Below are 22,066 nucleotides of genomic sequence, written 5' to 3'. Positions count from 1 at the left end.
ATGACAACCGCGCCGGTCGACCCTTGTCCGATCACACCCGTCATCGACCTGGTGTTCGGCCGCTGGTCCACCCAGGTGCTCTGGGTGCTCACCCACGACGGCAAGCTGCGCTTCACCGAACTGCAACAGCGCATTCCCGGCCTGACACCCAAGGTCCTCACCCAGCGTCTGCGCCAGCTCGAACGCGACGGCCTGGTCGCGCGCACCTACCACCCCGAGGTCCCGCCGCGCGTCGAATACGAGGCGACCCCACTGGCCAGAACGCTCACCCCGGTGTTCAGCAGCATCGTGACCTGGTCGTCCGAACACCTCGGCGAGGTCCTCGCGGCCCGCGCCGCCTATGACTCGGGAGAGACCCCGGGCTGATCCGCCCTACCGAAGACACGAGTGATCCGTGGTCCAGGGCGGCCGCTGCCACTGCGCCGGCCATCGCGGACGAGCGCCGAGCGCGGTGGCGCTACGGTGCGGGCGCTGGTCGAGCGGCGAGTTCGAGCAGGCATCCGGCCAACTCGCGCGGCATCGTGATCATGCAGTCGTGCCCGGTGGGGAGTACATGGAGGCGGTCGGGAGGCAGATCGGCCGGTGGCAGGGTGCGGGGCATGGCCGCGCGCATCGCCTTGAAGTCCTCGCCGCCTTCGCCGCAGTGGACGTGCGTCACCGGAATTTTCGCCAGTGCGGCGGGATTCGTCAGTGTCATCGGCTGCTGGAAGGTCTTCAGCGACTGCGGCGTCTGCATGGACGCCAGCCAGCCGAGATCGGGTTCCTCGGTGACGCCGTAGAGGCCGCCGTCGCCGGTCGGTTCGGTCTGCGGCGGCACCAGCCAGCCGTCGCCGGTTGCGGCCGCCGCGGTGGCGAAGGCATCGACCATGCCCGGCATGATGTCGGCCACCGCCTCGCCGTCGCGCGGCACGAACGTGTCGATGTAGACGAGTTCGGCGATGCGGTCCGGCACGGCGTCGGCCAGCGCGGTGACGACGATGCCGCCGTAGCTGTGACCCACCAGGACGACTTCGGTCGCGTCCTCTGCGGTGACCAGCTCGATCAGGTCCTGAACATGGGTGTCGAGCCCGACATCCGGGGTCAGCAGGTGCGCGCGGTCGCCCAGACCGACCAGCGAGGGGGCCAGCACGCGGTGACCAGCGTCTTCCAGCAGCGGAGTCACCCGCTGCCAGACCCATCCGCCGTGGAAGGCGCCGTGAATGAGCAGGTAGGTCGACACGATCAGTTCTCCCTGAGTTTCGTTAGAGTCGTGACGGTTTCGGTCGCGGTCGGCACCGGCTCCGGGCGGATGCCGAGGCCGATCACCCTGGCCACCAGCCGGGGCAGGCGCGGGAAACGGCGCAGCAGCCGCACCAGCAGCGGCTTGTCGGTCCCGGGCCGTCCCGCACTGGGGTAGAGGTCCGACAGCAAGTGCAATTGCGCGAATTGCACCACGCGCATCGGGAATTCGCGGCGGCGCTGAACGGTGCGCAGCTGCGTCGTGGACGCGGTCGCGCCCGCGGCGAGGATCGGCGCCAGCAGGCGAGCGGTCGCGATGGCATCCTGCACCGCGAGATTGATGCCCACCCCGCCCGCCGGGGACATCGCGTGCGCCGCGTCCCCGATCGCCAGCAGCCCGGGACGGTACCAGCGGCGCAGCCGGTCCACCCGGACGTCGAGGGGTTTCACGTCGTCCCAGTCCAGGATCTCTGCCTCCAGACACGGCGCGAGCACGGGATAGATGCCGGACAGATCCGCACGGAACCGCGCCAGCCCCGCCGCCCGGATCGTCGCGAAGCCGCCCTTCGGAATCATGTACGCGACCTGGAGATAGTCACCGCGATCGATACAGACGATGAAGAATCCCTTCCCGCTGCGCACGGTGGGCAGGCGCTCGCCCTCCGGCTTGCCGACGCGGAACCAGAGCACGTCCATGGGCGCCGCGCTGGCGGCGACCTCGAGCAGCCCCGATCGGCGCACGATCGAGTGCCGCCCGTCGGCCGCGATCACCAGGTCGGCGCTGACCTCCAGCGGACCGTCAGCGGTCTCGGCGCGTACGCCCGCCACCGCACCGCCGCGCTGGATCAGCTCGGTGACCTCCGCTTCCTGCACCAACCGGAAGCCGGGGTAGCGCCCGCCCGCCTCGGCGAGGAAATTCAGCACATCCCACTGCGGCATGAACGCCACGAACGGGAAGGGCCCGGGCAGGGAGCTGAAGTCGGCGAACACCACCGGACCGGTGGCGGTCGCCATCGGCAGCCGGGGCAGCTCGACGTGCGGCAGCGCGAGGAATTCCTCGGCCAAGCCGAGTTCGTTCATCGCGAGCAGTGTCGAGGTGTGCACGGTGTCGCCCCGGAAATCCCGCAGGAAGTCCGGATGCTTCTCCAGCACCAGCACTTCCACGCCGGAACGCGCCAGCAGCAGGCCGGTCATCAATCCGGCGGGGCCGCCGCCGATCACGCAGACCCGCACGGATTCGGTGCTCACGCCAGGCATGTGGGGACCTGCCCGCCGTTGTAGAGCACCATCTCGTCGAAAATCGCCGGCACGTCCAGCGGCTCGCCGAGTTCGCCGCCGGACAGTTCCGCATCGGCGCGATACAGGTTGCCGACCAACCGCTCCTGGTCGACCAGGTCGGCGAACTCACCGTGATCGGCCTCCAGCGCGATCGCCAGCGGCGTCAGCCCGAGTGCGCGTCCCTCCACGGCCAGGTCCTGCACCCAGCGCAGATAACGCAGCGTCTGGTCGAAGATCTCAGGTCCGGTGACGGGGCCGTGTCCGGCGACGACCGTCTCGGCGCCCAGCGCGGCCAGCCGCCGGATCGCGTTGACGGAACCCCTGACCGACCCCATCAGGCAGAACGGCGCAGCGCCCGCCATCACCAGGTCTCCGGCGAACAGCACGCGCTCCTCGGGCAGCCACGCCACCACGTCGTTGGTGGTGTGCGCGGCGGTGCCGAAGTGAATGAGCTCCACCCGGCGCTCGCCCTGGTGCAAGGTCAGGTGATAGCTGAACGTGATGCTCGGCAACGTGACCCGCACATCGCCCCATTCGACATCCGGCCACAGCTTCGTCAGCGCCAGGCCGGTCTCGATCATCTCCGGCCGGATCCGGTCGTGGCCGACGACGACGGCGGCCGGGCCGAACAGGTGATTGCCGAAGTTGTGGTCGCCGTGGTGATGGGTGTTCACGATGACGCGGGCCGGGCCGGTACCCAGCCCGTCGACGAACTCGACGAGTGCCCGGGTGCGCCCTTCCGTCGCCAGCGTGTCGATCACCACCGCGCCGTCCGGCCCGGTCAGCACGCCGGCGTTGCTGACGCACCAGCCGCCGCGGCTGTGCGTGTAGGCGTGGACGCCGTCGGCGATCTCCTGTACGCGCGGCGTCGCGGTCGTCTCGGTGGCGGTCATGTCGGTGACTTCGTCGTCGCGGCACAGCGTTCCGCGCACCGCAGCGTGTTGCGACTGTTGGCGGACAGCGCTTCGGTGAGGTACGCGCGGGCGTCGGCGAGATCGGTGTTCGCGCCGAGGATCTCGCGCGCGGCCTCGGGATTGATCGCGACCGTGTGCCGCGCGGTCACCACCGCGCCGTCCGGACCCTCGGCGAATTCCCACGCACCGCTGTGGCCGAACAGGATCGCGGGCGGCACCAACTGTTTGTAATCGATTCGTTCGCCGGGAACACACACCCGGATCGACTTCGTGGTGTGCGGGATCCCGCCCGCCGTCACCGTGTCCATCTCCATCAGCTGCACGCCATCGGCATCCTCGGTGAGCTCGATGCGGCCGACGTGCGGCACCTGCTCGGGCCAGCGTTCGCTGTGGTAGACGAAGTCATACGCCTCGGAGGACGAGCATTCCAGCGTCACGGTGTCCTGGAAGGTGTGGATCACCTCGTCCACCGGGTGGCCGAGCTCGGCGACGCGGGCCAGCGCCGCGAGCTCGACCACGCTGTTGCGATCGACCGACGCGGCGACCTGCGCGGCATCGGCCCCGTCCACCACCGCGAAGTGGTGGTCCAAGGTGACCTTCGTCGCGCCGGGACCGATCTCGCGGAACGACCAGCCGCCGCCCATCGACGCGAACGGCGCCTGGCTGCGTTCCTGCTCGAACACGATGCGGCGCTGCTCGGCGTCCAGCACCCGCCGCGACGTCCAGTTCTTCACCGCGCCGCCGACGGTCGCCCACAGCCGGAAGCGCTCCTCGTCCGGCCCCTGGTGCAGGTGGCGCACCAGCACGCTCGGCTCGAAGATCACCGGCCATCTGGTCACGTCGGCGACCAGACCGTAGACGACGTCCGGGGCGGCCTGCACCACCCTGCTGTGGGACATCACTTCGCCGCTCATGCCGCACCGCGCAGTTGGGCGTTCACGATGTCGACCAGCTCTTGCGGCGTCTTGACCTCGACGAGTTCTTCCTCCGGGATCGTCACGCCGAAATCGCGCTGAATCCGCGCCGCGGTCTCGATGAGCGCGAGCGAGTCGTAGCCCAGCTCCTCGAATTCCACGGCGGCGATGTCGCCGCCGAGTTCGGCGAGGTCCTCGCCGCCCGCGCAGTCCACCAGAATGCGGCGTAGTTCGGTGATGGTCATGGTCATGATTCGCTCCTCGGCAGATCTCGATCGGACACGGCGCGCACGACGACCGCGGAGTTGAAACCCCAGCGCCCGCGTGCCAGGACGAGCGCGCCGCCGACGGTGGCGGAGCGCGGGGCGCCGAGAACCAGATCGATCCGGTAATCCTCGGCGAGCGTGGAGGTGCGGGCGGTCGGCGGGATCACCGAGTCGCGCATGGCCAGCAGCGCGGTGACGACGTCGAGCGGACCCGCACCGGAGAACAGGCGTCCGGTCAGCGGTTTCGACGCGGTGACCGGAACGCCGCCCGGCCCGAACAGCGCCTCGATGGCGGCGGCCTCGTCGCGGTCGCGATCGGGTATGCCGGAGGCGTCGGCGAACACCACGTCGATGTCACCGGGCGTCATCCCGGCGTCGGCCAGCGCGAGTTCGGCGGCGCGGCGCAGGCCCGACGGACGACCGGAACCGGGCGGCGGGTCGAAGGTCGAGGCGTAGCCGGCGATCTCACCGTGCACTTTGGGCACCCCACGGGCACGCGCGGCGGTGGCGTCCTCCACGACCAGCATCGCGCCGCCTTCACCGGGCACGTAGCCGGCGGCGCGGGCGTCGAACGGCAGATAGGCGCGGTCGGGGTCGGTCGCGGCGCTCACCCCGCCGCTGGACAGATGCGAGGCCCAGCCCCACGGGTCCAGCGCCGAGTCGACGCCGCCGGTGACCACCAGCGGCGTCCCGCGCCGCACGGTGCGCCGCGCGTGGCCGATCGCGTCCAGTCCGCCCGCCTGCTCGGCGACCAAGGCGCTGCTCGGTCCGCGCATGCCGTGCCGGATGGAGATCTGGCCGGTGTTGACCGCGTAGAACCACGCGAAGGACTCGTACACGCTGACGTGCTCGGAGCCGAGCGACCACAGCTTGTTGAATTCGCGATGGGTGAACTCGAAACCGCCGGAAGCGTTTCCGGTCACCACGCCCATGTCGTAGTCGGTCATCGTCGCCGTGTCGACCTTCGCGTCGTCCAGCGCCCACTGCGCGGCGACCAGCGCCATCCGGGTCGAGACGTCCGTCTGCGGCAGCAGCCTGCTCGGCAGGTGCTCACCGGCGTCGAAATCGGCCACCTGTCCGGCCAGTCGCGCCGACGAGCCGCTGGTGTCGAACCGGGTGAGCGGCGCGATCCCGCCGCGCCCGGCCAGCACGGCGTCCCAGAAACGCTCCACGCCCATGCCGTTCGGCGCGAGCACTCCCATTCCGGTCACGAGGATCATGCCGCCACCGCCTCCGCCTTGCGCAGCACCATCGCGCTCTGGAAGCCGCCGAACCCGCTGCCCACTGTGAGCACGGTGTCCATCCGATGGTCGCGGGCGACCAGCGGCACGTAGTCCAGATCGCATTCGGGATCGGGTTCGTGCAGGTTCGCCGTCGGCGGCACCACCTGGTATTCCAGCGCCAGCAGCGAGGCGGCGATCTCGACCGAGCCGATCGCGCCGAGCGAATGCCCGACCATCGACTTGATCGAGCTCATCGGCGTGGCGTAGGCGTGCGCGCCGAGACTGCGCTTCACCGCCGCGGTCTCGTGCCGGTCGTTCTGCCTGGTGCCGGAGCCGTGCGCGTTGATGTAGTGCACACCGGTCGGGTCTATCCTGGATTCGTCGAGCGCGACCCGGATCGCCTCGGCCATCTCGCGGCCGTCGGCCTTGAGGCCCGTCATGTGGTAGGCGTTGCACCTGGTCGCGTACCCGGATATCTCGGCGTAGATGTGCGCGCCACGCTTGCGCGCGCTCTCGTACGCCTCCAGCACGAACATCGCGGCGCCTTCGGCGAGTACGAACCCGTTGCGCGAGTTGTCGAACGGCCGTGAGGCCACCTCCGCCTCGTCGTTGCGCGGGGTGGTCGCCTTGATCGCGTCGAAGCAGGCCACCACGATCGGTGTGATGGGGGTGTCCGACGCGCCCGCAACCATGACGTCGGCGGAGCCCTCGCGGATCAGCTGCACCGCGTGGCCCACCGAGTCCAGTCCCGAGGTGCATCCGTTGGAGACCATCGCCACCGGTCCCTCGGCGCCCACGCTCCAGGCCACTTCGGCGGGCATCACGCTGGGGATCATGTAGTCGAACATGTGCGGAGAGAGATACGTCTCGTCGACCAGCCAGTTCTTCCCGGAGTCCGACAGCACCAGGTATTCGCGCTCCAGGCTGGTGGCCGCGGCGACCGCACTGCCGAGGCTCACGCCGAGCCGGTGCGGATCGACCGTCGCGAGGTCGAGCCCGCTGTCGGCCACCGCCTCCCGCGCGCAGACCACGGCGAACTGCACAGCCCGGTCCATGCGCCGAATCTCCCTGGGGGACAGCCCTTCCAGCGCCGGGTCGAAGTCCGCTTCGCCGGCCACCTGGGACCGGTACGGCGAGGCGTCGAAGAACGAGATCCGGCGCGTCGCCGTGCGGCCCTCGGACAGCAGCTTCCAGAACTCGTCCTTGCCCGACCCGCCGGGCGCGCGGACGCCGAGCCCGGTGACGACAACGCGGCGGCTCATCGCACACCACCGGATGCATTGGTGTTCATGGCGTTCTCCCTTCGATGGTGCGATCGAGCATCGGGGACGGTCCTCGAACCTCGCTCGAGCGAGCGAGTCGAGTTGTTCTCGAGCGGTGGGGCGCAGGCTGTCGTTGTGATCGCCCGGCCGGCGCCGCCCGGATCGATCACCTGTTCCCGAGCACAGGAGACACGCGTGATGAAGTCAGCACACGGCCAGCACGGCGCCGCGGACTGGGTGCTCTGCCCGGCATGCCTGATCCCGCTGTACGGCAAGCGGTTCGCCCGCGACCTCGGCGTCTGCGGCGAATGCGGCAGGCACACGCCGATCACCGCGCGGCAGCGCATCGAGCAGCTCGCCGACGAGGGACGCTTCGAGTCGCTGCCGGTCGCCGCCACCGACGAAGACCCGCTGACCTTCACCGACACCAAGCCCTACCCGGACCGGCTGGCCGCCGCGCGCTCCCGCACCGGCATGCACGACGCGGTGCTGTGCGCGCTGGCCGCGATCGAGGGCAGGCCGGTGGTGATCGCCGCCATGGACTTCCGCTTCCTGGGCGGCAGCCTCGGCACCGCGGTCGGCGAAATGATCACCGTTGCCGCCGAAACCGCTCTGGCCCAACGTGTTCCGCTGATCATTGTCACCGCCTCCGGAGGCGCCCGGATGCAGGAGGGCCCGCTGTCGCTGATGCAGATGGCCAAGACCAGCGCGGCGCTGGAGCAACTGGACCGGGCGGGCATCCTCACCGTCACCCTGATCACCGACCCAACCTACGGCGGCGTCGCGGCTTCCTTCGCCACCCTTTCCGACGTGCTGATCGCCGAACCGGGCGCCCGGCTCGGGTTCGCTGGACGGCGAGTGATCGAGCAGACCATCCGGCAGGAATTGCCGCCGAAGTTCCAGACCGCCGAATTCCTGCTGGAACGCGGGCTCATCGACAAGATCGTGCCGCGCGCGGGCCTGCGCCAGGCGCTCGGCGCACTGCTGCGGGCCGCGGGGCCGGTCGATTCCGCCGAGACCTTCGTCCCCGCCGACGCGGGCGTGATCACCGATCCGGCCCGCGTTCCCGCGACCGATCCCTGGACACAAGTGCGCCGGGCGCGGTCTCCGCAGCGGCCGACCGCGCTGGACTACTTCGCACTCGCCTTCGACGAGTTCCGCGAGCTGCGCGGCGACCGGATCTCCGGCGATTGCGCCGCGGTGGTCGGCGGAACGGCGTGGCTCGGCGGGCGGCCGGTCATGGTGATCGGCCACCAGAAAGGACACGACCCCAAGGAGCTGATGGAACGCAACTTCGGCATGCCGACTCCGGCCGGCTATCGCAAAGCGGCTCGTCTGATGCGCCTGGCCGAGAAGCTCGGGCTGCCCGTGGTCACCTTGATCGACACGCCCGGCGCGTATCCGGGCGCGACCGCCGAGGAGCAGGGGCAGGCGATCGTCATCGCGGAGAACATCCGGTTGATGTCCGCGCTGCGGGTGCCGGTGATCAGCGTGGTGATCGGCGAAGGCGGCAGCGGCGGGGCCCTGGCGCTCGGCGTCGCAAACCGGGTGCTGATGTTCGCGAACGGCACGTACTCGGTGATCAGCCCGGAAGGCTGCGCGGCGATCGTGTGGAACGATCCCGCCGCCGCACCGGAGGCCGCGGCCGCGCTGTCGCTGACCGCGCGGGACCTGCTGCGTCTCGGTGTCGTCGACGCGGTGCTGCCCGAGCCGGGCGACGACGTGGGCGCGGCCCCCGTGGCCGCGGCCGAACAGCTGCACCGGGCCCTGACCGCGACCCTCGGCGAACTGTCCGGTCGCACCGGTGCGGAGCTGGCCGACGAGCGCCGCGCCCGGTTCCGGCGCTTCGGCGCGCGGCGGCAGGTCCTGGTCCGGTCGGTCGCGTAGGAGTGGCGCCATGTTCGAGAAGATCCTGATCGCCAACCGTGGTGAGATCGCGCTGCGCGTCGCGCGCACCTGCCGCGAACTCGGCGTGCGCACCGTAGCGGTGCACTCGGTCGCCGACGCCGAGTCGGCGGTGGTGCGTTTCGCCGACGAGGCGGTGCAGATCGGCCCGTCCGCGGCCAAGCGCAGTTATCTGAACGCCGCGGCGATCCTGGCCGCCGCCGAGCTCACCGGCGCGGACGCGATCCATCCCGGATACGGATTCCTCTCCGAGTCACCGGATTTCGCCGATGCGTGCCGGGCGGCGGGCGTCACGTTGATCGGGCCGCCCGCCGACGTGATGGCCCAGCTCGGCGACAAGCAGTCGGCGCGCACGCTGATGGCGAAGGCGGGACTGCCGCTGCTGCCGGGCAGCCTCGATCCGCTCGAACTCGACGAGGCGCACGCGCTCGCGGATTCGATCGGCTACCCGGTGATCGTCAAGGCGGCCGCGGGCGGAGGCGGGCGCGGCATGCAGGTGGTGCACGAGAGTGCGGCGTTCCCGCGCGCCTATCAGGAGACCAGGGCGACGGCGCGGATGCTGTTCGGCGACAGCCGGGTGTACCTGGAGAAGTACCTCGCCGCCGCCAGACACGTCGAGATCCAGGTGCTGTGCGATGCCTACGGCAATGGCGTGCACCTGGGTGAACGCGACTGCTCGGTGCAGCGCAGGCACCAGAAATTGATCGAGGAATCGCCTGCCCCGCTGCTGCCGGACGGTCTGGCCGAGCAAATGGGCGCATCCGCCGTGCACGGTGTGCTCGAGGCAGGGTATACCGGCGCGGGAACCGTGGAATTCCTGGTCGATCGGGACGGCAATTACTATTTCATGGAAGTGAACTGCCGAATTCAGGTCGAACATCCGGTCACCGAAATGGTGACAGGTATAGATCTCATCGCCGAGCAGATTCGAGTCGCGGCGGGGCAACCACTCGGCATCGATCAGGAAGATATCGTCCTGCGCGGCGCGGCGATCGAATGCCGGATCAATGCCGAAGACCCTGCCGCGGACTTCGCGCCCGCTCCGGGAATCCTGGCGGAATTCACCCCGCCCGGCGGCCCCTTCGTCCGCGTCGACACCCATGCGCACGCCGGTTATTCGATACCTCCGCACTATGATTCGCTGCTGGCCAAACTGGTGGTGTGGGCGCCGGACCGGGACCGGGCGCTGGCCCGGATGCGGCGGGCGCTGGCGGAATTCCGGATTTCCGGCGCCCGCGTCGCGACCACCCGGGATTTCCTGTACGAGGTGCTCGACCATCCAGCCATGCGCGCCGCCACGCACACCACCGGGCTGGTGGACGAGCTCCTCGGGCGGGGATGAGCGCGCCGGAGGTTCGCCCGGCCCGCGGCGATCGCGGCCGGGCGTCGGCGTCAGGCGGTCTCGGCGGCGGCGCGGCGCTCGGGGGAGTACCACCCGATCAGGTAACCGGCGTGGCGGCTGTTGAGCATCGCGCTCACCGAGTCGTCGGAGGCGGTCAGGATGTCCCGGTGCAACTTCTGCAGCTTCTGGCAGGGGTCGAGCCCCAGTTCGTCCTGCATGGACCGGCTGAACCGCTGGTAGGAGGCCAGGGCGCGAGCGCGCTGGCCCGACCGGCACAGGGCGAACATGTAGTACGCCTGGAGCCGCTCGTGCAGCGGATGCTGCATGGTCAGCCGCGCCAGGTCGGGACAGACCTCACGATGCCTGCCCAGTCGCAATTCCGCCTCCACGCGCAACTCGATGTTGGTCAGCCGCAGGTGATCCAGATGCGAGATCTCGGCGGCGAGCGGGATGCCACCCTCCACGTCCACCAGCGCGGGACCGCTCCACAGCGCTTCCGCGGCGCTGAACAGGTCCACCGCGCGCTCGTCGTCGCCGGTCTTGGCGGCGCATCGGGCGGCGTCGGACATGGACTGGTAGTCACGCAGGTCGAACACACAGTCCCGCACGTCGAAGGAATAGCCTTTGCTGCGCGTGCGCAAATAGCGTTCGGCCACCTCCGCCTGTCCGACTCCGAGTTGCTCCGCCATCTTCTTGCGAATGCCGAGCACGTATGTTTGCACGACCGTCACCGCGCTGCGCGGCGGATCGTCGTTCCACAGTTCTTCGATCAGGGCCGTCACCGGGACAACGGTGTCGTGCCGAACCAAAAGTAATGCCAGCAACTGCCGCTGCTTCTGCGCGGTCGGCGTCGCATTGTGATTGTTCAGGGCAAGCGTCAACGGACCTAGCACGCGTGCGCATACGGGATACTTCACTGGGAACTCTCCTACGGGCGAATTTCCCCCCGACCGACGTGAGATTCTCGATTCCCACCGCACTGTAGGCTTCGTCCACAGTAGCGAGAAATACGTCTCGGCACCATGAATCCTGAGTAATATCGGAGTTAATTCCGTGCGCAGGCTCCGCGAATTCTCCTCGGCTGCAAGGAGATTGGCCCGTTATTTGCTCTCGCCGTCAGTTGCGGCGAATTCGTAGGATGTTGTCTTTTCGCGTGCCCGGGCTGCCCTCGGGGCTCGCGTGTTCGCGCTCGACCTCCTCGTCCACTTCCACGTGCCATTCGGCCGGATCCAGCGCGAGACCGGCCCGTACTTCGGCAGTGGTCGGGAAATGCACGTCGGCGGGTGGTTCCAGTACCCAGGAGGGCCATTGCGCGTGACCGACGATCAGCAACAGCCCGCCGGGAGCCACCGCATCGGCCGCCCGGCTCAGGATGCGCGTCCGTTCGCCGTCCTTCGCCGCCGGTGAGTGCAGATACTGCGCCGTGACGAGGTCGAAACTTCCCGCGGGGAAGGTGTGGTCCAGATCGTGCCGCTGCCAATCTATTTCGCCGTCGATTCCCTGGCGGGCCGCGTTCGTCCTGGCGCGGGCCAGCGCGGTCTCCGACACGTCGACCGCCGTGACCCGCCAGCCGCGCCCGGCCAGCCAGATCGCGTCGGCGCCCTCGGCGCAGCCCAGGTCCAGTGCGGTGCCAGGGGGGACGGCTTCGAGCTCACGCACCAACAAGAAGTTCGGCCGTCCGGACCAGATCTGGTCGCGCTCCTGGTAGAAGGCCTCCCAGTACTCGACAGTGGTCGGCGTCGTCCGGTCGGCGTGGTGATGGGGTGTCGCACTCATGCGTCCCACCATCCATCGGGCCGACTGGAACGGCAAATATCGTTGCCGGTTCGGCAACCCGCCCTGCCGGCTGTCCGCCCGGAGTCCCCGGCCGCCCGTGGGTCAGTAGTCCTCGAGCGGGTCGCGCAGGATCATGCCCTCGGCCGCGCGCAGGCGCGTGGTCATGGTCGTCAGCAGGTCGACGGAGTCCTCGGACAGGCCGATGGCCGTGTGCAGCAGCCTGCGCAGCCGCGGGCTGGCGAGCCGGTCGGCGAGGGTGTTGTCGTGCTCGGTCGGTTCGGCGTCGAGCTGTCGGTCGAGATTCACGGGAAGGTACTCACAATCGGTCATCGGGCCCCCAGGAAACCATGTCAATGCGACGCTCGTGCCTGGAACGACGCGGTGGGCACGGGCGAGATCGTTCCGGGGCGCAGCGTACATCGCGGACGGTCGGTCGCTGGACCGGGTCGAAATGGGTGCATGTGGTCTCCGTGCCGCAGTCGGGTCGGCGCGTCCGTGCCATGGCCGTGCCCGCTCCGGCGCCGAGATCGTGCCCATTGTTCCACTCTCCCTGGACAATTCGGCGCAGCGACCCCGTCTACGCAGGTTGCGGACGTGCTGCGGCACGCAGAAGCGCACGTCGTGCCAGGCAGCGGGTGCGGCCCGTTCCCAACTCTGGGAAATATCGCCTCGGCGACGCGGCCCCCGGAAAACCGGGAGATCAGCTCGTTCGCCCATGACACGATGGGGGCGGCCGAAGCAGGTACCGACCGACGAAGGGCCAGTCATGGGCAACCTCGACGACCGGGTGGCGGTGATCACCGGCGGCGCCCGCGGGCAGGGGCGCGCGCACGCCTTGGCGCTGGCGAACGCGGGCGCGGACATCGTGGTGTGCGATATCGCCGCACCGGTGCCCGGCCTGCCCTACGAGCTGAGCACCCCCGGCGATTTGGCCGAGACCGCCGCGCTGGTCGAGCGGACCGGCCGCCGCTGTGTCGCCGTCCGAGCCGACGTGCGCAGCCTGGAACAGATGCGGACGGTCGCCGAGCGCGCGCTCGAGGAGTTCGATCGCATCGACATCCTCGTCGCCAATGCGGGCATCGCGTCCAACTCGCCCGTCGCCGAGATGGACGAGCGGTTGTGGCGGGACATGATCGACACCAACCTGACGGGCGTGTTCCACAGCTTCCGCGCGGTCGTCCCGCACATGATCGAGCGCCGCTGGGGTCGCGTGGTGGCCACCTCCTCCATCGTGGCGAAGATGGGCGTGCGCAACGCGGCGCACTACGCCGCGAGCAAATGGGGCGTGCTCGGCTTGGTGAAGTCACTGTCGTTGGAAGTGGCGGAGTACGGCATCACGGTGAACGCGCTGCTGCCCTCCGGCGTGGACACCGACATGATCCAGAATCCGGCGACCTGGCGGCTCATGATGCCGGACAAGGAGAATCCCACCAGGGAGGACTGGATGGCGATCATCGAATCCGGGCCGCCCAACGGTGATCTGATCCAGCCCGCCGAGGTGGCCGAGGCGATGCTGCTGCTGGTCTCCGAGCACGGCCGCCACTTCAACGGCGAAGCCGTCACCATCTCCTGCGGCGGGAGCGCGAGCACCTCATAGCGCATGTCCCGTCACAACGGGCGCGTAACGGCGAGTCGCTCGAAGGCGTGCGCGGCGAAACGGATGCCCACCCGCGAAAGTAGCGGGTGTCGCGCGACACCCGCTACCGAACGCTCATGAGGCCGAGCATGGCCCAGCCGACCACCTTGTGCGCGACGTGTCCGTGCCGACATGACCGGCGGCCATGGACTCGGGCGCCGCACCTCGTGCGGCTCGCCGGACACGTCTTTCCTTTCCGGGCCGAGAGCCCGTGGTGAAGCGTCAGTGGCGACGTGACTCGATCGCGTCGCGGGCCGCGTGCGCGGTCTGGGCTCCACGCTCGCGCGCCAGGTGTGCCGCGTGCACACCGCGTTCCTTGGCGGCGTCGGCGAGCTCAGGTCCGCGCTCTTTCGCGATCTCCGCCCATTCGGCGCCGCGCTGCTTCGCCAGATCCGCGAGGTGAACGCTCTGCTCCTTGGCGACCTCCGCCCATTCGGCGCCGCGCTCCTTGGCGATCTCGGCCCATTCCGCGCCGCGCTCTTTCGCGATTTCCGCCCAGTCCGCGCCGCGTTCTTTGGCGATCTCCGCCCAGTCGGCACCGTGTTCTTTGGCGATCTCGGCCCACTCCTGCCCGTGCGTCTTGGCGGTCTCGGCCCAGTCGCTGCTGTGCTCTTTGGCCGACTCCGCCCACCCGGGCCGGTGCCGCTGGGCCGATTCGGCGAGTTCCGCCCCCTTGCTCGCGGCCACCGCGCCCACTGCCCGCGCCTTGTCCGCGGCCTCGTGCGCGTGCTTGCGCAGTGCCGCGCCGGTGGCGGTGTCCGAGGCCGCGCCGAACGGCAACGCCGCGGTCACCGCGGCGGCGGCATCGCGCGCGGCCCTGCGGCCACGCCAACCCAGCGAAGGCTTGCCCTCGGTGTCGGCGGCGGTGATCATCAGTCCGCCGAGCAGCCCGAGATCCTTCAGGAACGCGGTGCGCTTCGCCGACTTGCGGGCGGGATCCTGTTCGTTCCAGAAGTCCTGCTCGGTGACGGCCGCGGGCACGACGGTCGCGGCGAGCACCAAAGCGGCCAGTCGCGGCGCCTTGCCGAGGGCCAGCAGGACGCCGCCGCCCACCTGGGCGAAGGCGTTGACCTGCACGACGGTCGACGGATTCGATGGCAATTTCGCGGCGACCTCTGCGGGCAGCTGCCGTTGCCCCCGTTCCAGCAGTGCGTTCGCGGACTTCACCCGCTCGTCCGGGTGCCGCAGCGTATCGACCCCGTCGACCACGAACACGGTGGCCAGTAGCGGCCGGGCGAGTCGGCGCAACAACATGACAGAACCCCTTCCCTTAGATGGCGTCACAATTCGGATTCCCGCGCGATTCGTGACCAAACAAGCGGGTCCGCCGCCGTGTGAAAGCGGACTCATCCGGGTAACAGCTAATCGAGAGAGATCGATCCAGGGGGTAGAAGGCGCCGCCGCACCGCTCGTTCTCCCGCCCCTGCTCCGCCGGAAGGTATCCGCTGTGAACACCCATACGGCCACAACGGCTTTCGATGCCGTCGTCGCCGAGTTGCCCGCCGCGCCGAAGTGCACGTTCCGCTTCGATTCCGTGCCCTGCCGTCATCGCGCGGAATGGTTCATCCGTAAACGGTCCTGCTGCCATCCGGCGGGTGTGGATTTCCTCTGCGAGACCTGCCATACCCGCATCCACTGGATGCTGGACATGGGCATGGTGTTCGAATGCGCCGGATGCGGAGTGCACTCGGCCAGTTTCGCCGAACTGTGCCCGACCGTGGCTCCGCTCTGAGTGCGGCTCAGCGGCCGCCGGACTGCTCGCGCGCCGGGACGTCGGTCGCGGCCAGGAAGCCGGTGATGATCGAAGCGACCCGCTCCGGAGCCTCCACCATCGGAAGATGACCGCAGTCCGGTAGTTCCACCGCCGTGTGCGGGCGCAGCTTGCGGTTCAGCCGTCCGCCCGCCTTCGCCGACAGGATGCGGTTGCGCCGCCCCCAGATCGTGCAGATCGGCGGGAAACCGGCGGGCGGCTCGAAGGTGTCCAACGCGCGGTAGGACGGGAAATCCTGCACCAAGCCGTGCAGAGCTCGCAGCCTGCCCCGATCGGTCCAGTGCGCCCGCACGCGCGGCTCGTGCTGGGTGCGCAGACGCCGGCCGCGGGGGCCGAGCTGATTGCCGACGATCAGCGAGACCACCGGGTCCGGCAGGCTGATCCGGCGGGCCAGCGGCCCCAGCGGCAGCCGCGCGTCCAGCCAGGCCAAGCCCGCCGACTGTCCCGAACTCACAGTGTCCAAGGTGAGCGGATTGATCAGGACGAGCGCGCGCACCCGGTCGGGATGCCCCATGGCGTAGCGCAGCGAGGTGGCGCTGCCGAGACAGTTGCCGATCAGCACCACGTCGGTGACGCGTTGGGCGTCGAGGAACGCCGTGAGCATGTCGACGTAATCGGTGAGGCGGTAGCCGGTCGCGGGCTGGTCGGACTGCCCGTAGCCGGGCAGGTCGAGCGCGAAGACCTCATGCGAGTCCCGCAGTGCCGCGACTTGGTCGTCCCAGATGCGGCGTTGCGTGCCCGCGTTGTGCAGGAACACGACCGGAGACCCGCTGCCCGTGCGGTCGAAGACCACGGACCTGCCCCGATGTTCGAATACGTCCACGCTGACTCCCTACGAACCACCGGCGAGCGAACCGCCGGGTAGCAGCGATTTTACGTGGACGAACCGGACCGAGCGGGCGGTTGGACTATCCGGTGGCGGTCGCCGCGCGCAGGAAACGGCCGGTCCGCCGGGCGCCGAGCTCCGCGGCGGGCGCGCCGCCGCCGAACACCGGCACGCCGCCGACCAAGACCGCGGTGACCGCCTCGTCGTTGCGGTTCACCATGCGCGACAGGTTGTCGAAGGGGGCGATGGGGGATTCGTGGTAGGCGTCCAGCGAATCGTCCAGGCGAGCCGGATCGAGCACGACGACGTCCGCTCGGTCGCCCACCCGCAGATGTCCGGCGTCCAGGCCGTACCAGTCCGCGAGTTCGCCGGTGAGCCGGTGCACCGCCTGTTCCATCGACAGGAACGGACGGCCCGCGTTCGCGGCGTCGCGCACCCGGCGCAGGAAGCGGAGCCCGAAGTTGTAGAACGCCATGTTGCGCAGATGCGCTCCCGCGTCGGAGAAGCCCAATTGCACGCCGGGGTCGGCGGCGAGCCGATCGAGCACTTCCGGTCGGTGGTTGGAGATCGTCGTACGCCAGCGGACCTTGCCGCCGTGTTCCACCACGAGGTCGAGGAACGCGTCCACCGGGTGCGTGCCGCCGCGCTCCGCGCCCACCTCGCCGAAGGTCTTGCCGATCACGCTCGCGTCCGGGCATTCCACGATCCGCGCATCGAAGAAATCACGGTGCCACACCCGTGGACCGAATTTCTTGTCGTAGTCCTTGCGGAAGCGGCGCCGGTACTGCTGGTCGCGCAACAGTTCCCGGCGCTTGTCCACTTGGTCGGCGAGGTGCAGCGCTTCGGCGCCGGAACCGAACTCCTCGAACACCACCAGGTCGATGCCGTCGGCGTAGACCTCGAACGGCACCGGAAGGTGTTGCCAGCGGAAATCGCCGCCCAGCGCGTTGAGCACTCGCGCGATCAGCGGGAAAAGGTACGCGATGCCGGGAATGGCCTTGAGGTCGGCGGCAGAGAGCAGGCTGACCTTCAGCGGCTTGCGGAACAGGCCGAGGCTACCGGCCGCCATCGTCACCAGGCTCTGCGGGCGGGACACGTCGGGTCCGCCCTGTAGTGCCCGCCCGCGCCGGCGCAAGATGGCGTTGAGCCTGCGCCGTTCCCGGGTGGTCGCGTAGGTGGACGGCAGGGTGCGCGATCGGCACACCGCACCGTCGAGTTTGTCGAACAGCAGCTGCTGGGAGGACATGCCGACGAACCCGGCGTCCAGCGCCTCGGTCAGCTTCGCCGCCATCCCCGCCAGTTCGGCGGCATCGGGCCGGACGTCCTTGCGGGTCGCGCGCTCCAGACCCATTTCCGCGGCGCGGATGTCCGAATGCCCGATGAACGCGGCCACATTCGGGCCCAGCGGCAGTTGTTCCAGGGCGGCCGCGTATTCGTGCGCCGAGCGCCAGGTCTTGTGCTCGCCGACCGCGGCGAGGACGTGCTTGCGCGGAATCGCCTCGACCCGTGCGAACAGGTCGCCCGCGTCGGAGGCGTCGACGTGGACGGTCGACAGCGAGCACGAGCCCAGCAGGACCGTGGTGATGCCGTGGCGCAGCGATTCGGTCAGCGCGGGATGCTGGAGCACCTCCACGTCGTAGTGGGTGTGGATGTCGAGCATGCCCGGGATCACCCATTTCCCGGTGGCGTCCACGATGTTCGGACAGTCGGGGTCCTCGATCGGGTCGGCCGAGACGGTCGCGACGCGCCCGTCGCGGATGCCGAGGTGCCGGATCGCCGAGGGCGCGCCGGTGCCGTCGAACCACTGGCCGTTCGCGATGATGGTGTCGTACATGGCTTTACACCTCGAGATCGGCGCGTATGACCTTGCCGGTCGCGTTGCGCGGTAGTGCGGTGGTGGTGAGCCGCCAGCGGGCGGGCACCTTGTAGTAGGCGAGCCGCTCGGCGGCGAACGCGCGCAGCTCCTCTTCGCTTGTCGCCGTGACGCTTTCGACCACGACCACGGCGGCGACCTGCTGTCCGAGGTCGGCGTCGGGTACCCCGAGCACCGCGCACTCGCGCACCGCCGGATGCTCCTCGAGGCACTGCTCGATCTCCGTGGGATAGACGTTCTCCCCGCCGCGCAGGATGAGATCCGAACGACGCCCGGACAAGCGCAGCCTGCCGTCCTCCAGCACCCCGATATCGCCCGTGCGCAACCAGCGGTCGGCGGTGATCGCCGCGGCGGTCGCTGCCTCGTTCTGCCAGTAGCCCAGCATCACGTAAGGGCTGCGCACGCAGATCTCGCCTTCGGTGCCGTCGGGGACCACGTTGCCCGCGCTGTCGCGGATCTCCAGCGCGACCCCGACGACCGGACGACCGACGGTGTCCGGGAACGCCGCCAGCTCGGCCGGGCTCGCCAGCGTCGCGGCGGTGCTGCATTCGGTGAGCCCGTAACTGGTCACCAGCGCGTTGCGGGCGACGGGCAGCTGATCGCGCAGTTTCTCCTGCAACGCGGCCGAGGACGGCGCGGAGTTCAGCGAGAAGGAAGCGAGCGAGGACAGGTCGTAGTCGGACAGGTCGAGTTCGAGCATCCTGGTCGCCATGGTCGGCATGGCGCCCCAGTTGGTGACCCGCTGCGCCTCGATCAGCCGCAGCACCCGGTCGGCGTCGAACGAGCCCTGGTGGATCACCGCCGCGTCACCGCTGACCAGCCGGGGAACCACCAGGTTGTGCAGGCTGGCGATGTGGAACAGCGGCGAGGTGAGCAGGAAGCGCCGCCCGCTCGGCAGTTCGTCCGCCTCGGTGAGCGCGGCGGCCAGCGCGTCGTTGAAGAGGTGATAGTCGGTGACCGCCACCAGGTTTCGGTGCGAGTGCACCGCCCCTTTGGGTCGGCCGCTGGTGCCGCTGGTGTACAGGATCACCGCGGGATCGTCTTCGTCGATCTCTGTGTCGGGCAGGTCGTCGGTGCGGTATTCGGCCAGCAGCGAGGGTATGTCGTGTTCCATGGTGAGCACCGGGACCGGGATATCCAGTTCCGCCACCAGCGCCGCGCGCTTCGCGTCGACCACGAGCACGGAGGGGCTGGTGTGCTCGACGCCGTAGGCGATCTCGCGCGGCGCCCACCACGCGTTGTAACCCACCGCGATCGCGCCGAGCGCTTGGGCCGCCCAGAAGGTGAGCACCCACTCGGGCGTGTTCGCGGCGAGAATGCCCACGCGGTCGCCCTTGCCGACGCCGAAGCGGTCGCGCAGGGCCGTGGCCAGTGCCGCGACCGCGGCGGCGTGCTCGGTGAACGACATCCTGCGGTCCGCGGTGACCAGATAGTCCCGGTCGCCGTGCGCGGCCCCGGCGACGAGCACTTCCCGCAGCGAGGACTTGCGATGGCGCACCACCGGCAGCGGCGCGCCGAGCACGTCCTCGACCACCATCTCGAATCGACCGCCGGGTCCGGTGAGCCTGCTCGCGGCCTGTGCCACGAACGTCTGCGGGTCGATGGCTTTTGTCATATCGGATACTTCCTCGTCACTGCGCAAGGGTTGATTCGTCACGGCTCTGGGATCAGCACGGCGCGGCCGGTGATCAGCCCGCGCTCCAGCCGGTCGAGGGCGGCGCGGCCGTCGGCCAGCGGATAGCGCTCCACTTCGGCGCGCAGCTTGCCCGCCGCGGCCAACGCCACGGCGTCGATCAAGTCGGATCTGGTGCCGCCGTAGGATTTCCGGACCGTGGCGCCCCACGGCCAGCCCGTGCCGGTGGCGGGCGCCGCCGTGATCTCCGGCGCGCCACCGCCGAGGCCGACCATGCGGTAGGCCCCGTCGGGCGCCACCGATTCCACCGCGAGCCGCGCGGTGGCGTCGACGCCGACGAAGTCGAACACCGCGTCCGCGCCGCGACCTGCGGTCCGGTCGAGGATCTCCTTCGCCGTGTCGTCGCCCGCGAGAAGTCCTTCGGCCGCACCGCACCGCGCGGCGAGTTCGAGCTTGTCGGCGCTCACGTCCACGGCCAGCACCTCGGCCGCCGTGGTCGCGGCGAGGATCTGCACCGCGAGGTGGCCGAGCCCGCCGATCCCGACGACCACCGCCACCGACCCCGGCCCCAGCCGATCACGAGCGCCGCGGATGGCGTGGTAGCTCGACAGCGCGGCGTCGGCCAGCGGCGCGGCCTCGGCGAAGTCGAGGTCGCCGATCGGCACGAACGAACTCGCGGGCACCCGGATGTAGTCGGCCATCCCGCCGTCCGGACCGAGTCCGGGGCACGGCGGCATGGCGGTGCGACCCGCGGCGAGGCAGACGTTCTCGTTGCCGCCGACGCACTCCCGGCAGACCCCGCACGACCAGCACAGATACACGATGCCGCGCTCGCCCGCCCGGCGGCCGCCGACCCCGGCGCCGACGGCTTCGATGGTGCCCGCGATCTCGTGGCCGAGGGTCAACGGTTCCTCGCGCATCCGGAAGGGGATGTGCAGCACGTGCAGATCCGAATGGCAGATGCCCGCCGCGCCCACCCGCAGCAGCAGATCGGTGGGACCGATCTCCGGAATCGGTACCTCGCGCAGTTCCAGCACACCGGGCTCGGTGAGCTGCAGTGCCCGCATCATCCGCGCACCGCCGCGAATGTCGCGCGCAGATAGGCATCGCCGCGGTCGGAGCCGATCAGCCCCGGCGCCATCCGGTTCATGGCGTAGGCGAAGGTGGTGCGGTGCTCGAGGTCGTTGACCACCATCGCGCCTCCGTACCCGGCCCACCAGCACACCCGGCCGTCGGGAACCTCCGGGGCGGTCTGCCGCTGCGGCAGACCGTAGCCGATGCCGAATCGCAGCGGCACCGCAAGCGCAAGATCCACGCCGTCGGACTGCTGCTGGAAGATCAGCTCGATCGTCCGCTCCGACAGCAGCCGCCGTCCGGCCAGTTCGCCGCCGCAGGACACCAGCGATTGCACCCGCGCCACCGAACGGGCGTTGCCGTGGCCGTTCACCGCGCCGATCTCGGCTTGCCGCCACCCGGCGCTCGCCGTCTCGGCGATGTCGAGCAGCGGGCTGGTGAGCGTCTTGACCAGCACGCTTTCCTGGTCGAGCGCGGCCATGTCGAATTCCGGCATGGCGGGCGGGATCAAGGTCGCGATCCGCCCGTGGTGCTCGGGCGCGGTGCCGATGTGGAAGTCCGCGCCCAGCGGCCCGGCGAGCTCATCGGCGAAGAACTCGCCCAGCGAGCGACCGGTGACGCGGCGGATCACCGCGCCGATCAGGTGGCCGTAGGCCAGCGCGTGGTAGCCGGAGGCGGTGCCGGGCTCCCACCACGGCGGCTGGCTCGCGAGACGGGCGGCGGAGGCTTCCGCGTCGTAGATATCGGCGAGCTCGATCGGCGGCTGCCACCCGGAGACGCCGGAGGTGTGCGCGAGCAGATGACGAATCTCGATGTCGCCCTTGCCGTTCGCCGCGAATTCCGGCCAGTACCTGGCCACCTTCGCGTGCACGTCCAGTTCGCCGCGCTCGACCAGCAGCAGGGCGCACAGCGCGGTCATGGTCTTGGTGATGGAGAAGACGTTGACCAAGGTGTCCTCGGTCCACGGCTGCGTGCGTTCCCGGTCGCGGTAGCCGCCCCAGAGGTCGACGACCGTTTCGCCGTCGACGGTGACGCAGATCGATGCGCCCAGCTCGTCGCCGGAGGCGAGCCGGGACTCCAGTTCCGTGCGGACCCGTGCGAATCGTTCGGCGCAGAATCCCGAGGTGGCGGTGCCCGTGGTAGTGGTCATCGCCG

The 22,066-nt window shown here is 69.7% G+C and carries 21 protein-coding genes; 5 read left to right on the top strand and 16 right to left on the bottom strand.

Going from position 1 to position 22,066, the window contains the following annotated elements; translation table 11 throughout:
- Nucleotides 1–366 (top strand): winged helix-turn-helix transcriptional regulator, encoded by a 366-nt coding sequence (locus ACL03I_RS11690; RefSeq protein ID WP_355077916.1) that lies wholly within the window; start codon nucleotides 1–3, stop codon nucleotides 364–366.
- 91 nt (nucleotides 367–457) lie between these two features.
- Here ACL03I_RS11690 and ACL03I_RS11685 read toward each other — a convergent pair whose 3' ends face one another.
- The 7 genes from ACL03I_RS11685 to ACL03I_RS11655 are packed head-to-tail and all read right to left on the bottom strand — an operon-like array spanning nucleotide 458 to nucleotide 7,075.
- Nucleotides 458–1,219 (bottom strand): alpha/beta fold hydrolase, encoded by a 762-nt coding sequence (locus ACL03I_RS11685; RefSeq protein ID WP_397276794.1) that lies wholly within the window; start codon nucleotides 1,217–1,219, stop codon nucleotides 458–460.
- 2 nt (nucleotides 1,220–1,221) lie between these two features.
- Nucleotides 1,222–2,466, bottom strand: a complete 1,245-nt coding sequence (locus tag ACL03I_RS11680) for an FAD-dependent oxidoreductase (RefSeq protein WP_364431457.1) — start codon at nucleotides 2,464–2,466, stop codon at nucleotides 1,222–1,224.
- Nucleotides 2,463–3,389 (bottom strand): MBL fold metallo-hydrolase, encoded by a 927-nt coding sequence (locus ACL03I_RS11675; RefSeq protein WP_412805873.1) that lies wholly within the window; start codon nucleotides 3,387–3,389, stop codon nucleotides 2,463–2,465. Before ACL03I_RS11675 ends, ACL03I_RS11680 begins: the two co-directional genes overlap by 4 nt.
- Nucleotides 3,386–4,324 carry an aromatase/cyclase gene (locus tag ACL03I_RS11670; RefSeq protein WP_412805872.1) on the bottom strand — a complete coding sequence of 313 codons (939 nt, stop codon included), beginning with the start codon at nucleotides 4,322–4,324 and terminating at the stop codon, nucleotides 3,386–3,388. Before ACL03I_RS11670 ends, ACL03I_RS11675 begins: the two co-directional genes overlap by 4 nt.
- Nucleotides 4,321–4,575: an acyl carrier protein gene (locus ACL03I_RS11665; RefSeq protein ID WP_355077911.1), complete on the bottom strand. Its 255-nt coding sequence runs from the start codon at nucleotides 4,573–4,575 to the stop codon at nucleotides 4,321–4,323. Before ACL03I_RS11665 ends, ACL03I_RS11670 begins: the two co-directional genes overlap by 4 nt.
- Nucleotides 4,572–5,810, bottom strand: coding sequence for a ketosynthase chain-length factor (locus ACL03I_RS11660; RefSeq protein WP_379253178.1), 1,239 nt, complete (start codon nucleotides 5,808–5,810; stop codon nucleotides 4,572–4,574). Before ACL03I_RS11660 ends, ACL03I_RS11665 begins: the two co-directional genes overlap by 4 nt.
- The gene (locus tag ACL03I_RS11655) at nucleotides 5,807–7,075 is read right to left on the bottom strand and encodes a beta-ketoacyl-[acyl-carrier-protein] synthase family protein (protein WP_364431470.1); all 1,269 of its coding nucleotides are present in this window, start codon (nucleotides 7,073–7,075) and stop codon (nucleotides 5,807–5,809) included. The genes ACL03I_RS11660 and ACL03I_RS11655 overlap by 4 nt, the downstream gene beginning before the upstream one ends.
- 198 nt (nucleotides 7,076–7,273) lie before the next feature.
- Here ACL03I_RS11655 and accA point away from each other — a divergent pair, with 198 nt between their 5' ends.
- Together accA and ACL03I_RS11645 are read left to right on the top strand one after the other, a co-directional pair.
- Nucleotides 7,274–8,962, top strand: coding sequence for an acetyl-CoA carboxylase carboxyl transferase subunit alpha (gene accA / locus ACL03I_RS11650; protein WP_412805884.1), 1,689 nt, complete (start codon nucleotides 7,274–7,276; stop codon nucleotides 8,960–8,962).
- 10 nt (nucleotides 8,963–8,972) lie between these two features.
- Nucleotides 8,973–10,322, top strand: a complete 1,350-nt coding sequence (locus tag ACL03I_RS11645) for an acetyl-CoA carboxylase biotin carboxylase subunit (RefSeq protein WP_355077908.1) — start codon at nucleotides 8,973–8,975, stop codon at nucleotides 10,320–10,322.
- Between the two features lie 50 nt (nucleotides 10,323–10,372).
- On the opposite strand, the gene ACL03I_RS11640 is transcribed toward ACL03I_RS11645, so the two are convergent.
- The 3 genes from ACL03I_RS11640 to ACL03I_RS11630 all read right to left on the bottom strand — a co-directional run bounded on the left by ACL03I_RS11640 (nucleotide 10,373) and on the right by ACL03I_RS11630 (nucleotide 12,428).
- Complete coding sequence (locus ACL03I_RS11640) at nucleotides 10,373–11,239, bottom strand: AfsR/SARP family transcriptional regulator (protein ID WP_355077907.1); 867 nt, start codon at nucleotides 11,237–11,239, stop codon at nucleotides 10,373–10,375.
- A 199-nt stretch (nucleotides 11,240–11,438) separates the two neighbouring features.
- Nucleotides 11,439–12,098: a class I SAM-dependent methyltransferase gene (locus ACL03I_RS11635; RefSeq protein ID WP_412805871.1), complete on the bottom strand. Its 660-nt coding sequence runs from the start codon at nucleotides 12,096–12,098 to the stop codon at nucleotides 11,439–11,441.
- A gap of 102 nt (nucleotides 12,099–12,200) precedes the next feature.
- The gene (locus ACL03I_RS11630) at nucleotides 12,201–12,428 is read right to left on the bottom strand and encodes a hypothetical protein (protein WP_356960870.1); all 228 of its coding nucleotides are present in this window, start codon (nucleotides 12,426–12,428) and stop codon (nucleotides 12,201–12,203) included.
- Nucleotides 12,429–12,864: 436 nt separating this feature from the next.
- On the opposite strand from ACL03I_RS11630, the gene ACL03I_RS11625 reads away from it, so the two are divergent.
- Nucleotides 12,865–13,695 carry a mycofactocin-coupled SDR family oxidoreductase gene (locus ACL03I_RS11625; protein WP_355077904.1) on the top strand — a complete coding sequence of 277 codons (831 nt, stop codon included), beginning with the start codon at nucleotides 12,865–12,867 and terminating at the stop codon, nucleotides 13,693–13,695.
- Between the two features lie 261 nt (nucleotides 13,696–13,956).
- Here the strand turns inward: ACL03I_RS11625 and ACL03I_RS11620 are convergent, their stop codons facing one another.
- On the bottom strand, nucleotides 13,957–14,988 hold the full coding sequence (locus ACL03I_RS11620) for a DoxX family protein (RefSeq protein ID WP_355077903.1): 1,032 nt from the start codon (nucleotides 14,986–14,988) through the stop codon (nucleotides 13,957–13,959).
- Between the two features lie 193 nt (nucleotides 14,989–15,181).
- On the opposite strand from ACL03I_RS11620, the gene ACL03I_RS11615 reads away from it, so the two are divergent.
- The gene (locus ACL03I_RS11615) at nucleotides 15,182–15,466 is read left to right on the top strand and encodes a hypothetical protein (protein WP_355077902.1); all 285 of its coding nucleotides are present in this window, start codon (nucleotides 15,182–15,184) and stop codon (nucleotides 15,464–15,466) included.
- A 7-nt stretch (nucleotides 15,467–15,473) separates the two neighbouring features.
- Here ACL03I_RS11615 and ACL03I_RS11610 read toward each other — a convergent pair whose 3' ends face one another.
- From ACL03I_RS11610 to ACL03I_RS11590, 5 genes are all read right to left on the bottom strand, one after another.
- Nucleotides 15,474–16,328, bottom strand: coding sequence for an alpha/beta fold hydrolase (locus tag ACL03I_RS11610; RefSeq protein WP_355077901.1), 855 nt, complete (start codon nucleotides 16,326–16,328; stop codon nucleotides 15,474–15,476).
- Nucleotides 16,329–16,413: 85 nt separating this feature from the next.
- Nucleotides 16,414–18,165 (bottom strand): N-acyl-D-amino-acid deacylase family protein, encoded by a 1,752-nt coding sequence (locus ACL03I_RS11605; RefSeq protein WP_412805870.1) that lies wholly within the window; start codon nucleotides 18,163–18,165, stop codon nucleotides 16,414–16,416.
- 4 nt (nucleotides 18,166–18,169) lie between these two features.
- Nucleotides 18,170–19,819: a steroid-24-oyl-CoA synthetase gene (gene casG, locus ACL03I_RS11600; RefSeq protein ID WP_412805869.1), complete on the bottom strand. Its 1,650-nt coding sequence runs from the start codon at nucleotides 19,817–19,819 to the stop codon at nucleotides 18,170–18,172.
- Between the two features lie 38 nt (nucleotides 19,820–19,857).
- The gene (locus ACL03I_RS11595; RefSeq protein ID WP_412805883.1) at nucleotides 19,858–20,904 is read right to left on the bottom strand and encodes an NAD(P)-dependent alcohol dehydrogenase; all 1,047 of its coding nucleotides are present in this window, start codon (nucleotides 20,902–20,904) and stop codon (nucleotides 19,858–19,860) included.
- On the bottom strand, nucleotides 20,904–22,061 hold the full coding sequence (locus ACL03I_RS11590; RefSeq protein ID WP_356960876.1) for a serine hydrolase domain-containing protein: 1,158 nt from the start codon (nucleotides 22,059–22,061) through the stop codon (nucleotides 20,904–20,906). The genes ACL03I_RS11595 and ACL03I_RS11590 overlap by 1 nt, the downstream gene beginning before the upstream one ends.
- Between the last annotated feature and the right edge of the window lie 5 nt (nucleotides 22,062–22,066).

It is taken from the genome of Nocardia sichangensis, from assembly GCF_047200615.1.
Taxonomy (GTDB): domain Bacteria; phylum Actinomycetota; class Actinomycetes; order Mycobacteriales; family Mycobacteriaceae; genus Nocardia; species Nocardia sichangensis.
This window is presented reverse-complemented; position numbering and strand designations above follow the sequence as displayed.

Coding starts and splice junctions, on each gene's coding strand:
- ACL03I_RS11605 (WP_412805870.1), bottom strand. CDS start 18,165: ATGTACGACACCATCATCGCGAACGGCCAGTGGTTCGACGGCACCGGC.
- ACL03I_RS11670 (WP_412805872.1), bottom strand. CDS start 4,324: ATGAGCGGCGAAGTGATGTCCCACAGCAGGGTGGTGCAGGCCGCCCCG.
- ACL03I_RS11620 (WP_355077903.1), bottom strand. CDS start 14,988: ATGTTGTTGCGCCGACTCGCCCGGCCGCTACTGGCCACCGTGTTCGTG.
- ACL03I_RS11660 (WP_379253178.1), bottom strand. CDS start 5,810: ATGATCCTCGTGACCGGAATGGGAGTGCTCGCGCCGAACGGCATGGGC.
- ACL03I_RS11690 (WP_355077916.1), top strand. CDS start 1: ATGACAACCGCGCCGGTCGACCCTTGTCCGATCACACCCGTCATCGAC.
- casG (WP_412805869.1), bottom strand. CDS start 19,819: ATGACAAAAGCCATCGACCCGCAGACGTTCGTGGCACAGGCCGCGAGC.
- ACL03I_RS11625 (WP_355077904.1), top strand. CDS start 12,865: ATGGGCAACCTCGACGACCGGGTGGCGGTGATCACCGGCGGCGCCCGC.
- ACL03I_RS11645 (WP_355077908.1), top strand. CDS start 8,973: ATGTTCGAGAAGATCCTGATCGCCAACCGTGGTGAGATCGCGCTGCGC.
- ACL03I_RS11630 (WP_356960870.1), bottom strand. CDS start 12,428: ATGACCGATTGTGAGTACCTTCCCGTGAATCTCGACCGACAGCTCGAC.
- ACL03I_RS11655 (WP_364431470.1), bottom strand. CDS start 7,075: ATGAGCCGCCGCGTTGTCGTCACCGGGCTCGGCGTCCGCGCGCCCGGC.
- ACL03I_RS11665 (WP_355077911.1), bottom strand. CDS start 4,575: ATGACCATGACCATCACCGAACTACGCCGCATTCTGGTGGACTGCGCG.
- accA (WP_412805884.1), top strand. CDS start 7,274: ATGAAGTCAGCACACGGCCAGCACGGCGCCGCGGACTGGGTGCTCTGC.
- ACL03I_RS11675 (WP_412805873.1), bottom strand. CDS start 3,389: ATGACCGCCACCGAGACGACCGCGACGCCGCGCGTACAGGAGATCGCC.
- ACL03I_RS11590 (WP_356960876.1), bottom strand. CDS start 22,061: ATGACCACTACCACGGGCACCGCCACCTCGGGATTCTGCGCCGAACGA.
- ACL03I_RS11595 (WP_412805883.1), bottom strand. CDS start 20,904: ATGCGGGCACTGCAGCTCACCGAGCCCGGTGTGCTGGAACTGCGCGAG.
- ACL03I_RS11635 (WP_412805871.1), bottom strand. CDS start 12,098: ATGAGTGCGACACCCCATCACCACGCCGACCGGACGACGCCGACCACT.